14 protein-coding genes are annotated in these 13,420 nt (G+C 69.8%); 6 read left to right on the forward strand and 8 right to left on the reverse strand.

The annotated features are described in order from the left end of the window. Positions 1–214 precede the first annotated feature (214 nt). The 3 genes from ACIO3O_RS11130 to ACIO3O_RS11140 all read right to left on the reverse strand — a co-directional run bounded on the left by ACIO3O_RS11130 (position 215) and on the right by ACIO3O_RS11140 (position 2,360). Entirely contained in the window at positions 215–538 is a 324-nt protein-coding gene (locus ACIO3O_RS11130) for an STAS domain-containing protein (RefSeq protein ID WP_189826702.1), read from the reverse strand. A 179-nt stretch (positions 539–717) separates the two neighbouring features. Further along, entirely contained in the window at positions 718–1,566 is an 849-nt protein-coding gene (locus ACIO3O_RS11135) for a 3-hydroxyacyl-CoA dehydrogenase family protein (protein ID WP_401744526.1), read from the reverse strand. Between the two features lie 158 nt (positions 1,567–1,724). Continuing rightward, entirely contained in the window at positions 1,725–2,360 is a 636-nt protein-coding gene (locus ACIO3O_RS11140) for a TetR/AcrR family transcriptional regulator (protein ID WP_401744528.1), read from the reverse strand. A gap of 101 nt (positions 2,361–2,461) precedes the next feature. Here ACIO3O_RS11140 and ACIO3O_RS11145 point away from each other — a divergent pair, with 101 nt between their 5' ends. Genes ACIO3O_RS11145 through ACIO3O_RS11155 form a run of 3 tightly spaced genes read left to right on the forward strand, consistent with a single transcriptional unit; the run spans position 2,462 to position 4,624 of the window. Next, on the forward strand, positions 2,462–3,268 hold the full coding sequence (locus tag ACIO3O_RS11145) for an ABC transporter ATP-binding protein (protein WP_401744530.1): 807 nt from the start codon (positions 2,462–2,464) through the stop codon (positions 3,266–3,268). 11 nt (positions 3,269–3,279) lie between these two features. Beyond that, positions 3,280–4,035, forward strand: coding sequence for an ABC transporter permease (locus ACIO3O_RS11150; RefSeq protein ID WP_401744531.1), 756 nt, complete (start codon positions 3,280–3,282; stop codon positions 4,033–4,035). A gap of 16 nt (positions 4,036–4,051) precedes the next feature. Continuing rightward, entirely contained in the window at positions 4,052–4,624 is a 573-nt protein-coding gene (locus tag ACIO3O_RS11155; protein ID WP_401744533.1) for a cob(I)yrinic acid a,c-diamide adenosyltransferase, read from the forward strand. A gap of 446 nt (positions 4,625–5,070) precedes the next feature. Here ACIO3O_RS11155 and ACIO3O_RS11160 read toward each other — a convergent pair whose 3' ends face one another. Beyond that, the gene (locus ACIO3O_RS11160) at positions 5,071–5,664 is read right to left on the reverse strand and encodes a hypothetical protein (protein WP_401744535.1); all 594 of its coding nucleotides are present in this window, start codon (positions 5,662–5,664) and stop codon (positions 5,071–5,073) included. A gap of 166 nt (positions 5,665–5,830) precedes the next feature. Here ACIO3O_RS11160 and ACIO3O_RS11165 point away from each other — a divergent pair, with 166 nt between their 5' ends. From ACIO3O_RS11165 to ACIO3O_RS11175, 3 genes are all read left to right on the forward strand, one after another. Further along, a complete protein-coding gene (locus tag ACIO3O_RS11165; protein ID WP_401744537.1) occupies positions 5,831–7,054 on the forward strand; it encodes a sensor histidine kinase in 1,224 nt (407 codons plus the stop codon). Next, entirely contained in the window at positions 7,051–7,734 is a 684-nt protein-coding gene (locus tag ACIO3O_RS11170; protein ID WP_401744539.1) for a response regulator, read from the forward strand. The genes ACIO3O_RS11165 and ACIO3O_RS11170 overlap by 4 nt, the downstream gene beginning before the upstream one ends. Before the next feature lie 199 nt (positions 7,735–7,933). Further along, the gene (locus tag ACIO3O_RS11175) at positions 7,934–9,799 is read left to right on the forward strand and encodes a glycosyl hydrolase family 18 protein (protein ID WP_401744540.1); all 1,866 of its coding nucleotides are present in this window, start codon (positions 7,934–7,936) and stop codon (positions 9,797–9,799) included. A 105-nt stretch (positions 9,800–9,904) separates the two neighbouring features. Here the strand turns inward: ACIO3O_RS11175 and ACIO3O_RS11180 are convergent, their stop codons facing one another. The 4 genes from ACIO3O_RS11180 to ACIO3O_RS11195 form a co-directional block, all read right to left on the reverse strand. Next, complete coding sequence (locus ACIO3O_RS11180) at positions 9,905–10,351, reverse strand: DUF2550 domain-containing protein (RefSeq protein ID WP_401744542.1); 447 nt, start codon at positions 10,349–10,351, stop codon at positions 9,905–9,907. Between the two features lie 166 nt (positions 10,352–10,517). Beyond that, positions 10,518–10,892 carry a F0F1 ATP synthase subunit epsilon gene (locus ACIO3O_RS11185; protein WP_401744544.1) on the reverse strand — a complete coding sequence of 125 codons (375 nt, stop codon included), beginning with the start codon at positions 10,890–10,892 and terminating at the stop codon, positions 10,518–10,520. Between the two features lie 132 nt (positions 10,893–11,024). Further along, positions 11,025–12,467 carry a F0F1 ATP synthase subunit beta gene (gene atpD / locus ACIO3O_RS11190; RefSeq protein WP_401744546.1) on the reverse strand — a complete coding sequence of 481 codons (1,443 nt, stop codon included), beginning with the start codon at positions 12,465–12,467 and terminating at the stop codon, positions 11,025–11,027. After that, positions 12,467–13,408, reverse strand: a complete 942-nt coding sequence (locus tag ACIO3O_RS11195) for a F0F1 ATP synthase subunit gamma (RefSeq protein WP_401744547.1) — start codon at positions 13,406–13,408, stop codon at positions 12,467–12,469. Before ACIO3O_RS11195 ends, atpD begins: the two co-directional genes overlap by 1 nt. Positions 13,409–13,420: the final 12 nt, after the last annotated feature.

Raw genomic sequence — 13,420 nt, forward strand, 5'->3', positions numbered from 1 at the left:
TCGCTTCTGGTCCGGTGCCCGCCGACGTGGGTGCATCCATTGCGTGGGTTCGTCAAGCGGCAGGCGACCGAACCCTAGACCTTCGCACATTATCTACGACTGTCAGGGGCCTCGGGGGGCCCGGCACGTCACAGTCCTGTGAGGATTGCGCCGCCCGGCGACCCTTACCGGGGCCTGTCGCGTCGTACGGAACCGATCCTGCCGGTACGGGTGTTCAGACCCGCGGCAGCGAGTCCGCCGCGAGTCCGCCCTCGATCGCCAGGATCCGGTGCAGCCGGGTCGCCACGAGCAGCCGCTGCATCTGCGGCGGCACCCCGCGCAGCACCAGCCGCCGTCCGCAGCGCCCCGCTCTGCGGTGCGCGCCCATGATGACGCCGAGTCCGGTGGCGTCCCAGGAGTCCAGCTCGGTCAGGTCGAGCACGAGGTCGCCGGCTCCGTCGTCGACGGCCGAGTGCAGGACCGTACGGGCGTCCGCCGCGCTGCGGACGTCGAGGCGGCCCCCGACGACCAGCTCGACGTGATCGCCCCTGATGTGCATGTGCGCTCCCCGAGAGTGCGTGTCCGTGACGCCGTGACGCCTACGTCATCTTTATTTCTTTCCATCAACTGACTGCTGTACGGGCAGAGAAGTTGCCGTCTGTAAGCGAATCGATACCGAATTCACCCTCAGGGGTGAATACCGTGCCCGGTATGGCACGGTTCCGCTTCCGCACCGGCTCAGTGCTTGTAGAAGCCCTGGCCGCTCTTGCGCCCGATGTCGCCCGCGTCGACCATGCGCCGCATGAGCTCCGGCGGGGCGAACTTCTCGTCCTGCGACTCGGTGTAGATGTTGCCGGTGGCGTGCAGCAGGATGTCGACACCGGTGAGGTCGGCGGTGGCGAGCGGTCCCATCGCGTGGCCGAAGCCCAGCTTGCAGGCGAGGTCGATGTCCTCGGCGCTGGCCACGCCCGACTCGTACAGCTTGGCGGCCTCGACGACGAGCGCGGAGATCAGACGGGTCGTCACGAACCCGGCGACGTCGCGGTTGACGACGATGCAGGTCTTGCCGACCGACTCGGCGAACTCCCGGGTCTTGGCGAGGGTCTCGTCGCTGGTCTTGTAGCCGCGCACCAGCTCGCACAGCTGCATCATGGGCACCGGCGAGAAGAAGTGCGCGCCGACGACCCGCTCCGGGCGCTCCGTCACGGCCGCGATCTTGGTGATCGGGATGGCGGAGGTGTTGGAGGCCAGCACGGTGTCCTCGCGGACCAGCTTGTCGAGGGTGCGGAAGATCTCGTGCTTGATCTCCAGCTTCTCGAACACGGCCTCGACGACGATGTCCACGTCCGCGACGGCGTCCAGGTCGGTGGTCGTCGTGATGCGCCCGAGGGCGGCCTCGGCGTCCTCGGCCGCCAGCTTCCCCTTGCTCACGAACTTGTCGTACGACGCCTTGATCCCGTCCGTGCCACGGGTCAGGGCCGCGTCCGTCACGTCACGCAGGACCACCTCCCAGCCCGCCTGGGCCGAGACCTGGGCGATGCCCGATCCCATGAGACCGGCACCGATGACGGCGAGCTTCCTGGCCACTGCACACTCCCTCTGACTACCGCGCGCTCTTGCGTATTCGTTGTCCTGAGGCGGAGGCTATCGCCGGATCGGGCCGCTGGGGCGGCGAAGAGATGCGCGTCACGTCTCACATGACGGACATCACACTGGTACGGGTCCTCCCGCGGCCCCTTCGGGCGTCAGGCCGCGTCCCGTACGGCGTAGTTGAGCACTCCCTCGCTCAACAGCCCCTCCATGTCGTCCAGGAGGACCAGCGCCTCCCGCGACACCTCGGCGGGCGTACGCCCCTGCACCATCTCCCGCCCGATCCACGCCATCAGCGTCGAGTGCACCCAGCAGATCTGCCCGGCGACCAGCTCGGGCATGTCGTCGGCGGCCCCCGTCTCCTCGCTCAGCGCCCGCTGGAGGTTCTCCTGCGACTCCTGCTGGATGGACCAGAGCCGGGAGCGCAGGGTGTGGGCCTCGTGCACGACCTTCAGGAAGCGGTCGTAGCCCTCCATGAGCCCGACCCGCGGTGAGACGGCCTCGACCTCGGCGCGCAGCTCGCGCAGGACGGCCGCGGCCGCGGGCTCGCCCGGGTCCCGCCCCCGGACGTACCGGGCGAGGAGATCGACGACGCCCGCACTGCGGTCGAAGAAGAGGTCCTCCTTGGCCGGGAAGTAGTTGTAGACGGTGTTGACGGAGACGTCGCTGGCGGCGGCGATCTCGGCGATCGTCACCGCGTCGAAGCCCTTGTCCAGGAACAGCCCGGTGGCCACGTCGGAGATGTACTGCCTGGTCTGCCGCTTCTTGCGCTCTCTCAGTCCCTCAGCCATGCCGTCATCGTACGCACCCTTCTTGGCCTCACTGAAAACTTGCGGGCACTTAATTTTTGGTGTCATTGCAATTTTGGCACGTCTCTGTTTTTCTGGGACGCATGACAGCGAACGAAGCCCCACCGGCGATCGTCAGCACCACGGGCCTCACCCGTACCTTCACGACCGCGGCGGGCCCGGTCGAAGCGGTCCGCGGCATCGACCTGACCGTGCGCCGGGGCGAGATCCTCGGCCTGCTGGGCCCCAATGGCGCGGGCAAGACCACCACCCTGCGGATGCTCACCACGCTCCTCGCCCCGACCGGCGGCACCGCCACCGTCGCGGGCTGCGACCTGCTCGCCGACCCCACGGGCGTACGCCGGAAGATCGGTTACGTCGCCCAGTCCGGCGGCGTGGACCCGCACATCCCGGTCCGCGAGGAGCTGGTCACCCAGGGCCGCCTCTACCGCCTCAGCAAGCCCCAAGCAGTCGCCCGCGCCAAGGAGTTGGCCCACGACCTGGACCTCACCGCCCTCCTGGACCGCAACTGCTCCGCCCTCTCCGGCGGCCAGCGGCGGCGCCTGGACATCGCGATGGGCCTCACCCACCGCCCGGAGGTCCTCTTCCTCGACGAGCCGACGACCGGACTCGACCCGGCCGGCCGCACCGACCTGTGGACCCTGGTGCGCCGGCTGCGCGACACGTACGGCACGACGGTCGTCCTCACCACCCACTACCTGGACGAGGCCGACGCGCTCTCCGACCGGCTGGTGATCATCGACAAGGGCCGGATCGTCGCCGACGACACCCCGCTCGCGCTCAAGGACCGCCACGCGGGCTCGCCCGACGCCTCCCTCCAGGACACCTTCCTGGCCATCACCGGACGCGCCGCCCCGGCGCCGAAGGACAACACGCCCGTAGCGGTCTAGGGATCACTCTGATGTCATCCGTACTCAGCGACACCTCGCTCATCCTCGGCCGGTACCTGCGGCAGACGCTGCGCTCGAAGTTCCAGATCTTCTTCGGCGTCCTGATGCCGCTCCTCTACCTCCTCTTCTTCGGCCCCCTCCTGACCGACCTCCCGCTCGCCTCCGAGGGCGACTCCTGGCAGGTCCTGGTCCCCGGCCTGCTCCTCCAACTCGGCCTCTTCGGGGCCTCGTTCGCGGGCTTCGCCCTCATCCTCGACAAGGGCACGGGCGTCGTCGAACGCATGCGGGTCACCCCGGTCAGCCGCCTCGCGCTGCTGCTGGGCCGGGTGCTGCGGGACGCGGTCCTCTTTGTCTTCCAGGCGGTGCTGCTGGTGGCGGCGGCCCTGCTCATGGGGCTGCGCGCCCCGCTCCCGGGCATCCTGATCGGCTTCGCGTTCGTCGCCGTGCTCACGATCGCGCTCGCGTCGCTCTCGTACCTCCTGGCGATGAAGGTCTCCACGCCGCAGGGCTTCGGCCCGGTCGTCAACGCGGTCTCGATGCCCGCGATCCTCCTGTCCGGCCTGATGCTCCCGATGGCGCTCGCGCCCACCTGGCTGGACGTGCTGTCCCACTTCATGCCGTTCCGGTACCTGGTGGACGCGGTGCGTTCGGCGTACGTGGGCCAGTACGCGAACACCACGATGCTGTACGGGGTCCTGGTGGCCGCCGCCTTCACGGGCCTGGCGGTGGCGGCGGGCACCCGGGAGTTCCGGCGGGCGGGCGCGTGATGGCTACCCTCGGGGCATGGTCAATCTGACGCGCATCTACACCCGTACCGGCGACAAGGGCACCACCGCGCTGGGCGACATGAGCCGAACCGCGAAGACGGATCTGCGGATCTCGGCGTACGCGGACGCCAACGAGGCGAACGCGGTGATCGGAACGGCGATCGCCCTGGGGGCGCTGGACGAGGACGTGGTCAAGGTCCTCACCCGCATCCAGAACGACCTCTTCGACGTCGGCGCGGACCTCTCCACCCCCGTCGTCCCCGACCCGGCCTACCCGCCCCTCCGTGTCGAGCAGTCCTACATCGACAAACTCGAAGCGGACTGCGACGCCTACCTGGCGGACCTCGAAAAGCTCCGCTCCTTCATCCTCCCGGCGGGCACCCCGGGCGCGGCCCTCCTCCACCAGGCGTGCACGGTCGTCCGCCGCGCGGAACGCTCCACCTGGGCCGCCTTCGAGGTCCACGGCGACACCATGAACCCCCTCACCGCCACCTACCTCAACCGCCTCTCCGACCTCCTCTTCATCCTGGCCCGCACCGCCAACAAGTCCATCGGCGACGTCCTCTGGGTCCCGGGCGGCGACCGCTGACCTTGGGGGCCCCTTCAGGGGCGCGGGGCTGCACCGACATGCGGCTCCGCCGCGCTGGGCGCCCCTTCAGGGGCGCGGGGAACTGCGCGAGCAACCACCCACCCACCCGCACGGGAACCGTGAACAGCCGCGCGGCCGAGCGCTTTAGGGAAAGGGGCGGGTCCGGGGCCTCTCTGCCTGAGCAGCACGGGCTGAAGCGTCCGGTACGGGGGCGGGCCGGGGCCCCTTTGGACGCGCACCCGGTGCCGGGGCGGGGCCAGGGGCGGCACCCGGGCGGGCCGGGAGCGGGAGGGGCCGCCCCCTTGCCCGCCCGTCCCGCCCCCGGGGGGCGGCCCCGCCGCCCAAGGCGGCTAGGGAAAGAGGGGCGGAGCCCACGGGGGACCGGGGCCATGGGAACCCCGGGGACCGGGGCCATGGGGACCCCGCCCCCGGCCCGAGCGCCGGGCTCAGCGCTTCGTGAAGCCCCCCACCCGCTCCACCCTCCCCGGCTCCCGTGCCCCCACCCCCTCCGGCTCCTTCTTCGGGAAGAGCGTGTAGCTGCCCGCGATGATCACGTTGATCATCGCCACCACCCCCATCCGCATCTGCCACCCCCGCAGGGAGGAGACGTCACCGGAGTCCCCCACCAGCCACACCGCCCCCTGCAACAGCCCCGCCGCGATCGCGCACGCCAGGATCCACCGCCCCGCGGACTGGAGCTCGAACTTGGTCCGCTCCCACCCGTACTTCGGCGGCTTCACCGGCGCGGGCCCGCCCGCGTACCGGTGCGCGAACCGCACGTCCAGCCACCGGAGCGTCCGGTGCGCCATGACCACCGTGAAGCCGATGTAGACCGCCGCCAGCCCGTGCTTCCAGTCCGGCTGCGCCCCGCCCCGCAGGTCGATCACGGTGACGACCAGCAGCACGACCTCCAGCAGCGGCTCGCACAGCAGCACGGCCGCGCCCAGCCGGGGCATCTTCGCCAGGTACCGCAGCGCGAGCCCCGCCAACAGCAGCACCCAGAAAGCGACTTCACACGCGACGACCAATGCGACGATCACGACTCGACTCCTCCCGTACGCACTCCGGCGAGCACACTCCCATGATCGGCCCGCTCCCCGCGCCCCGCATCGTCACCGGTGACGAACCCGCACTGCATCCTTCGATGTACCGGCTGCCGGTGCTTCCCCCCGCCCGGGGAAGACGCAGGCCCACCAGGCGTGTTGGATGGGAGGCGTGCCGTTGAGTCTCCCCTCCCTCCGCCCGCACCGCGACGACATCCTCCTCGCGGTGGTCAGCTGGCTGGGCGGCCTGCTGCTGTACGCCCTGGGCCTGCACAACCAGGGCAGCCGCGACCTGCTGCCCGGCTGGGTGACCCTGGTCCCCCTGACCCTGCTCGCCCTGCTGGAGCTGATCCGCAGGACCTCCCCGCAGCTCGCGCTCGCGCTGGCCACGCTCGGGGTGATCGCCGACCAGTTCACCTGGGGCAATCTCGCCACCGTGATCATGTTCGCGGACATCGTGTACGCGGCCGTCGTCTACGGCACGCCCTCGGCGGCCCGGCGTATCCCGGTCACCACGGGCATGATCTCGCTGACGACGACCATCGGGTTCCTGGTCTGGTTCCGCAAGCCGGACGCCCTGCTGCTGGGCCTGGTCGTCGCCGCCGTCAGCTTCGCGCCCGCCCTCACCGGCGTCACCCTGCGCAACCACCGCCAGGCCGCCGAAGCCGCCCGGCTGCGCGCCGAGCAGACCGCCCTGCTCGCCGAGATCGACCACAACCAGGCCGTCCTCGCCGAACGCGCCCGCATGGCACGGGAGTTGCACGACATGGTGGCCAACCACCTCTCCGCCATCGCCATCCACTCCACCGCCGCGCTGTCCATAGACACCCCCGAGACCTCCTCCCGCGCCCTCGCCGTCATCCGCGAGAACAGCGTCCAGGGCCTGGCCGAAATGCGCCGTCTGATCGGCCTGCTGCGGCAGAGCGACGACAGCGAGGAGCCGTCCGCCGCGCCCGCCCTCGACGGCCTCGACGCGCTGATCCAGCAGTCCCGGGCCTTCGCCGCCGACACCGGGCTGAGCTTCGCCCTCGACGACGCCCGCCCGCCGGGGCTGAAGCTGCCGCCGCCGGTCGAGCTGGCCGCGTACCGGATCGTCCAGGAGTCCCTGACCAACGCCCTCAAGCACGCCTCGGCGGGCCCGGTCACCGTCTCGCTCAGCCACGCGGACGACACCCTGACCGTCACCGTGACCAGCCCGTACGACGGTGACCGCCCGGGCCCGCGCGCCCCCGGTTCCGGGGCGGGCCTGGTGGGCATGGAGGAACGGGTGACCCTCCTGGACGGCGTGCTCGAAGCGGGCCCCGTCCCCCGCCCGGACGACACCAAGATGTGGCGGGTACGGGCCGAACTGCCCGCCGAGGACAACAGCAAGGAGCTGCCCATATGAACGCGGACCCGCGAAGAGACGACCACGAACGCGTGCGGGTCCTCGTCGCCGAGGACCAGTCGGCGGTACGGGCGGGACTCGTCCTCATCCTGGGCAGCGCCCCCGACATCGAGGTCGTCGGCGAGGCCGCGGACGGCGAGGAGGCGGTGCGTCTCGCCCGTGAACTGCGCCCCGACCTCGTCCTGATGGACATCCAGATGCCCCGCCTGGACGGGGTGTCGGCCACCCAGCAGGTCGTCGCGGGCGGCTACGCCGACGTGCTGGTCCTGACCACCTTCGACCTCGACGCGTACGTCTTCGGGGCGCTGCGGGCCGGAGCCGCGGGCTTCCTGCTGAAGAACACCGAGGCCAAGGACCTGCTGGACGCGGTACGGACCGTGGCGCGCGGCGAGGGCCTGATCGCACCGGCCGTGACCCGCCGGCTGATCGCGGAGTTCGCCGCCCCCGCGCCCGCGCGGCAGGAGGACGCCCCCGACCTGTCCGTACTGGACCCGCTGACCCGGCGCGAACGCGAGGTGCTGGCGCGGCTCGGCGAGGGGCTGTCCAACGCGGAGATCGCGGTACGGCTGGACATGGCGGAGGCCACCGTCAAGACGCATGTCAGCCGTCTCCTGGGCAAGTTGGGGCTGCGCAGCCGGGTCCAAGCGGCGGTCCTGGCGCAGGAGTTGGGGCTCCCCTAGCACGTCGGCGGATCCAGAACGGGGAGTTCCCCTTCTCTGGTCCAGACCTCTTGACGATTGGTCCAGACCTTGGCACGCTCGCCGCACTGTGTGGTGAGCACGCCAGGCCCTGCCTCCCCTGCATTTCCGGGGCACGGCGTGCTCACCGGGCGGCGCAGGTCCCACCCCCGTCATGTCGGACCTCTCTCGGGAGCAACCCTTGAGCACTGCAACCCCCACACGTCCCCGCTACAGAACACGTATCGCGGCCACCCTGACCGCCCTCGCCCTCCCTCTCGCCGCGATGGTCGGCCTGGCCTCCCCCACCCAGGCCGCCCCCGCGGAGGCCGCCCCCTCGGCCACGGCGACGTACACGAAGAAGTCGGACTGGGGCACGGGCTTCGAGGGCTCGTGGACCGTCAAGAACACCGGCACCACGACGCTCTCCTCGTGGACCGTGGAGTGGGACTTCCCCACCGGAACGAAGGCGGGCTCGGCCTGGGACGCGACCCTCACCTCCTCCGGCAACCACTACACGGCCAAGAACCTCTCCTGGAACGGCACCCTCACCCCGGGCGCCTCCGTCTCCTTCGGCTTCAACGGCACCGGCGCGGGAAACCCGTCCGGCTGCAAGCTCAACGGCGCCTCCTGCGACGGCGGTTCGCAGCCCGGCGACACTCCCCCGACCGCCCCCGGCACCCCGGTCGCCAGCGGCATAACCGACACCTCCGCCAAGCTGACCTGGACCGCCGCCACCGACGACAAGGGCGTCAAGAACTACGACGTCCTGCGCGACGGCAAGGCGGTCGCCACCGTCACCGGCCTGACGTACACCGACAACTCCCTGACCAAGGGCACCAGTTACTCGTACGCGATCCAGGCCCGCGACACCGCCGACCAGACCGGTCCGGCCAGCGGTTCCGTCTCGGTGAAGACCACCGGCGGCGGCACCGACCCGGGCCCCGGCCCCGGTGACCAGGTCAAGCTGGGCTACTTCGCCAACTGGGGCGTCTACGGACGCAATTACCACGTCAAGAACCTGGTGACGTCCGGCTCCGCCGCGAAGATCACGCACATCAACTACGCCTTCGGCAACGTCCAGGGCGGCAAGTGCACCATCGGCGACTCCTTCGCCGACTACGACAAGGCGTACACCGCCGACCAGTCCGTCGACGGCGTCGCCGACACCTGGGACCAGCCCCTGCGCGGCAGCTTCAACCAGCTCCGCAAGCTGAAGGCCAAGTACCCGCACATCAAGGTGATCTGGTCGTTCGGCGGCTGGACCTGGTCCGGCGGCTTCGGCCAGGCGGCACAGAACCCGGCCGCGTTCGCCGACTCCTGCTACAAGCTGGTCGAGGACCCGCGCTGGGCGGACGTCTTCGACGGCATCGACATCGACTGGGAGTACCCGAACGCCTGCGGTCTGACCTGCGACACCAGCGGCCCGGCCGCCCTCGGCAACCTGGCCTCCGCGCTGCGCACCAAGTTCGGCGCGAACAACCTGGTGACCGCGGCCATCTCCGCCGACGGCTCGGACGGCGGCAAGCTGGATCTGGCCGACTACGGCACCGCCGCCAAGTCCTTCGACTGGTACAACGTGATGACGTACGACTTCTTCGGCGCCTGGGACGCGAAGGGCCCGACCGCCCCGCACTCCCCGCTGACCTCCTACGCCGGCATCCCGAAGGCGGGCTTCAACTCCGCCGACGCCATCGCCAAGCTGAAGGCCAAGGGCGTCCCGTCCAAGAAGCTGCTGCTCGGCATCGGCTTCTACGGCCGCGGCTGGACCGGCGTCACCCAGAAGGAGCCGGGCGGCACCGCCACGGGTCCGGCCGCCGGAACGTACGAGCAGGGCATCGAGGACTACAAGGTCCTCAAGAACAGCTGCCCCTCGAACGGCACCGTCGCCGGCACCGCCTACGCCCACTGCGGCACCAACTGGTGGAGCTACGACACCCCGGCCACGATCAACTCCAAGATGGCCTGGTCCAAGGCCCAGGGCCTGGGCGGCGCGTTCTTCTGGGAGTTCAGCGGTGACACCGCGAACGGCGAGCTGGTCTCGGCGATCGACTCCGGCCTGAAGTAGCGCCGCAGGGCACGACGAAGAACTCCCCCCATGGGAAAAGCCGGGGGAGACGGGACCGCTCCCCGTCTCCCCCGGCTTTCGTCCGTACGAAGTACCGTGCCGCACCTACGCCACGTTGACGCGCTGGCCGGGCGGCGCCGCCTCCAGCCACGCCAGGAAGCCGGTGAGCGCGTCCTCGCTCATCGCCAGCTCCAGCCGCGTACCGAGGTGGACACAGCCCAGGATGTGCGCGTCGGAGAGCAGCGCCAGCTCCTCCTCGCCCTCGGGCGAGCGGCGCGCAACGACCTCGATGGCCGAGCGCTCCAGGACGCGGCGCGGCTTGGGAGCGTACGAGAAGACCCGGAACCAGGCGATCCGGTCACCGCTGTAGCGGGCCACGCCGTACACCCAGCCCTTGCCGGACCGGTCCGACTCCTCGGGGGTGTCCCAGCGCAGCGAGCAGTCGAAGGTGCCGCCGGAGCGCTGGATCAGCCTCCGGCGCAGCCCGAAGACGAACAGTCCCACCAGCACCAGCAGGACGACAGAGCCGCACACAAGCAGAGCGAGGATCATCTCCTACGACCTCCTCGCCTCATCCAGAACCGCTACGGAAAAGCACTTCAGCACTACAACACCACGCGACGGCGTCCGCTTCCGCATTCGCGTCAGCCGCGACCCGTCCTGGAAGTATCCAGTACGAGCCGCGGCTGAGGGCGAATCACGTGGCGTGAGGCGGGACTCAGTGTCCCGCCACCGCGCGCAGTCGGACGTCGGCGCGACGCTCGGCGGCGGAGTCCTCCGCCTCCTTCGCGGCTTCCAGCGCCCGCTCCGCACGCGCGGAGTCGATCTCGTCGGCCAGCTCGGCGATCTCCGCGAGCAGCGACAGCTTGTTGTCGGCGAACGAGATGAAACCGCCGTGGACGGCGGCGACGACGGTGCCGCCCTCGCTCGTACGGATGGTCACCGGGCCCGATTCCAGCACACCCAGAAGCGGCTGGTGACCGGGCATGACGCCGATGTCGCCGGACGTGGTGCGCGCGACGACCAGGGTGGCCTCGCCGGACCAGACGTTGCGGTCCGCAGCGACCAGCTCGACGTGCAGCTCAGCAGCCAAGGGTGGCTCCTCGGGTCACCACCCGGCAGCAGCTGCCGGGTGTTGGGTCAAAGTCTAGGGGGTGTACGGGAGAGGGGGCGGGGCGGGCCCGCCCCCTCTCACGCGTACGTAACTGCTAGGGGCTCTTCGGCGTCAGCTGACGCCGAGCTCCTTGGCGTTGGCCTTGAGGTCCTCAATGCCACCGCACAGGAAGAACGCCTGCTCGGGGAAGTGGTCGTAGTCACCGTCGCAGATCGCGTTGAACGCGGTGATCGACTCGTCGAGCGGAACGTCCGAACCGTCCACGCCGGTGAACTGCTTGGCGACGTGGGTGTTCTGCGACAGGAAGCGCTCGACACGACGGGCGCGGTGGACGACCAGCTTGTCCTCTTCGCCCAGCTCGTCGATACCGAGGATCGCGATGATGTCCTGGAGGTCCTTGTACTTCTGCAGGATCGCCTTGACGCGCATCGCGGTCGCGTAGTGGTCCGCCGCGATGTAGCGGGGGTCCAGGATGCGCGACGTGGAGTCGAGCGGGTCCACCGCGGGGTAGATGCCCTTCTCCGAGATCGGGCGCGACAGAACGGTCGTCGCGTCCAGGTGGGCGAAGGTGGTGGCCGGCGCCGGGTCGGTCAGGTCGTCCGCGGGGACGTAGATCGCCTGCATCGAGGTGATCGAGTGACCACGGGTCGAGGTGATGCGCTCCTGGAGGAGACCCATCTCGTCGGCCAGGTTCGGCTGGTAACCCACCGCGGACGGCATGCGGCCGAGGAGCGTGGAGACCTCGGAACCCGCCTGCGTGTAGCGGAAGATGTTGTCGATGAAGAAGAGCACGTCCTGCTTCTGCACATCGCGGAAGTACTCCGCCATGGTCAGACCCGAGAGCGCGACGCGAAGACGCGTGCCCGGCGGCTCGTCCATCTGGCCGAAGACAAGGGCCGTCTTGTCGATGACGCCCGAGTCGGCCATTTCCTCGATGAGGTCGTTGCCCTCACGGGTGCGCTCACCGACACCGGCGAACACCGACACACCGTCGTGGTTGTTGGCCACGCGGTAGATCATTTCCTGGATCAGCACGGTCTTGCCGACACCGGCACCACCGAACAGACCGATCTTTCCACCCTTGACGTACGGGGTGAGAAGGTCGATGACCTTGATGCCGGTCTCGAACATCTCGGTCTTCGACTCGAGCTGGTCGAACGACGGGGCCTTGCGGTGGATGGGCCACCGCTCGGTCACCTCGGCGTTGGCCTCCGGCTTGTTCAGGATCTCGCCGAGGGTGTTGAACACCTTGCCCTTGGTGATCTCGCCGACGGGGACGGTGATGCCCTCGCCGGTGTCGGTCACCGGGGCCTGGCGGACCAGGCCGTCGGTGGGCTGCATCGAGATCGCACGGACCAGGCCGTCACCCAGGTGCAGGGCGACTTCCAGGGTCAGCGTCTTGAGCTTGCCGTCCTCGGCCGGGTCTGCGACCTGGACCTTGAGGGCGTTGTAGATCTCCGGCATGGCGTCGACGGGGAACTCCACGTCGACGACCGGGCCGATGACCCGGGCGACGCGGCCCGTGGCAACGGCCGTCTCAACTGTCGTCGTCATTACTTGTCACTCCCCGCGGTCGCGTCGGCCAGGGCGCTGGCGCCACCGACGATCTCGCTGATTTCCTGGGTGATTTCGGCCTGGCGGGCCGCGTTGGCAAGCCGGGAGAGGCTCTTGATGAGCTCACCGGCGTTGTCGGTCGCCGCCTTCATCGCACGGCGGCGGGCGGCGTGCTCAGAAGCGGCGGCCTGCAGCAGTGCGTTGTAGATACGGCTCTCGACGTAGCGCGGCAGCAGGGCGTCGAGGACGTCCTCCGCCGACGGCTCGAAGTCGAAGAGCGGAAGGATCTCGTCCTTCTTGCCCTTCTCCTCCGCGACCCCCGCGGCGGTAGCCGCTGATGTCTCCGTGAGCGAGAGCGGCAGCATCCGGTTGTCGACCGGGTTCTGCGTCATCATCGACACGAATTCCGTGAAGACGATGTGCAGTTCGTCGACGCCGCCCTCGGCCGTCTCGGTGGTGACGGCCTCGATGAGGGGGCCGGCCACACGCTTGGCGTCCGCGTAGGTGGGGCTGTCGGTGAAGCCGGTCCACGAGTCCATGACCTTGCGCTCACGGAACCCGTAGTAGGCGACGCCCTTGCGGCCGACGATGTAGGTGTCGACCTCCTTGCCCTCGCCGCGCAGCCGCTCGGTGAGCTTCTCCGCGGCCTTGATGGCGTTGGAGGAGTAGCCGCCGGCCAGACCGCGGTCGCTCGTGATGAGCAGGACCGCGGCACGGGCCGGGGCGTCGGCCTCGGTGGTCAGCGGGTGCTTGGTGTTGGAGCCGGTCGCCACCGCCGTCACCGCGCGGTTCAGTTCACTGGCGTACGGCGTGGAAGCCGCAACCTGGCGCTGAGCCTTGACGATGCGAGAGGCGGCGATCATCTCCATCGCCTTGGTGATCTTCTTGGTCGCGGTGACGGATCGGATGCGACGCTTGTAGACCCGGAGCTGCGCTCCCATGAGTCAGGTCCC

The sequence above is a fragment of the Streptomyces sp. NPDC087440 genome (assembly GCF_044744005.1).
Lineage (GTDB): Bacteria > Actinomycetota > Actinomycetes > Streptomycetales > Streptomycetaceae > Streptomyces.

Bases quoted from the DNA above. Each gene is read 5' to 3' on its own strand.
- ACIO3O_RS11130 (WP_189826702.1), bottom strand. From the start codon at position 538: ATGCACATCAGGGGCGATCACGTCGAGCTGGTCGTCGGGGGCCGCCTC.
- ACIO3O_RS11140 (WP_401744528.1), bottom strand. From the start codon at position 2,360: ATGGCTGAGGGACTGAGAGAGCGCAAGAAGCGGCAGACCAGGCAGTAC.
- ACIO3O_RS11145 (WP_401744530.1), top strand. From the start codon at position 2,462: ATGACAGCGAACGAAGCCCCACCGGCGATCGTCAGCACCACGGGCCTC.
- ACIO3O_RS11150 (WP_401744531.1), top strand. From the start codon at position 3,280: ATGTCATCCGTACTCAGCGACACCTCGCTCATCCTCGGCCGGTACCTG.
- ACIO3O_RS11155 (WP_401744533.1), top strand. From the start codon at position 4,052: ATGGTCAATCTGACGCGCATCTACACCCGTACCGGCGACAAGGGCACC.
- ACIO3O_RS11165 (WP_401744537.1), top strand. From the start codon at position 5,831: ATGGGAGGCGTGCCGTTGAGTCTCCCCTCCCTCCGCCCGCACCGCGAC.
- ACIO3O_RS11170 (WP_401744539.1), top strand. From the start codon at position 7,051: ATGAACGCGGACCCGCGAAGAGACGACCACGAACGCGTGCGGGTCCTC.
- ACIO3O_RS11180 (WP_401744542.1), bottom strand. From the start codon at position 10,351: ATGATCCTCGCTCTGCTTGTGTGCGGCTCTGTCGTCCTGCTGGTGCTG.
- atpD (WP_401744546.1), bottom strand. From the start codon at position 12,467: ATGACGACGACAGTTGAGACGGCCGTTGCCACGGGCCGCGTCGCCCGG.
- ACIO3O_RS11195 (WP_401744547.1), bottom strand. From the start codon at position 13,408: ATGGGAGCGCAGCTCCGGGTCTACAAGCGTCGCATCCGATCCGTCACC.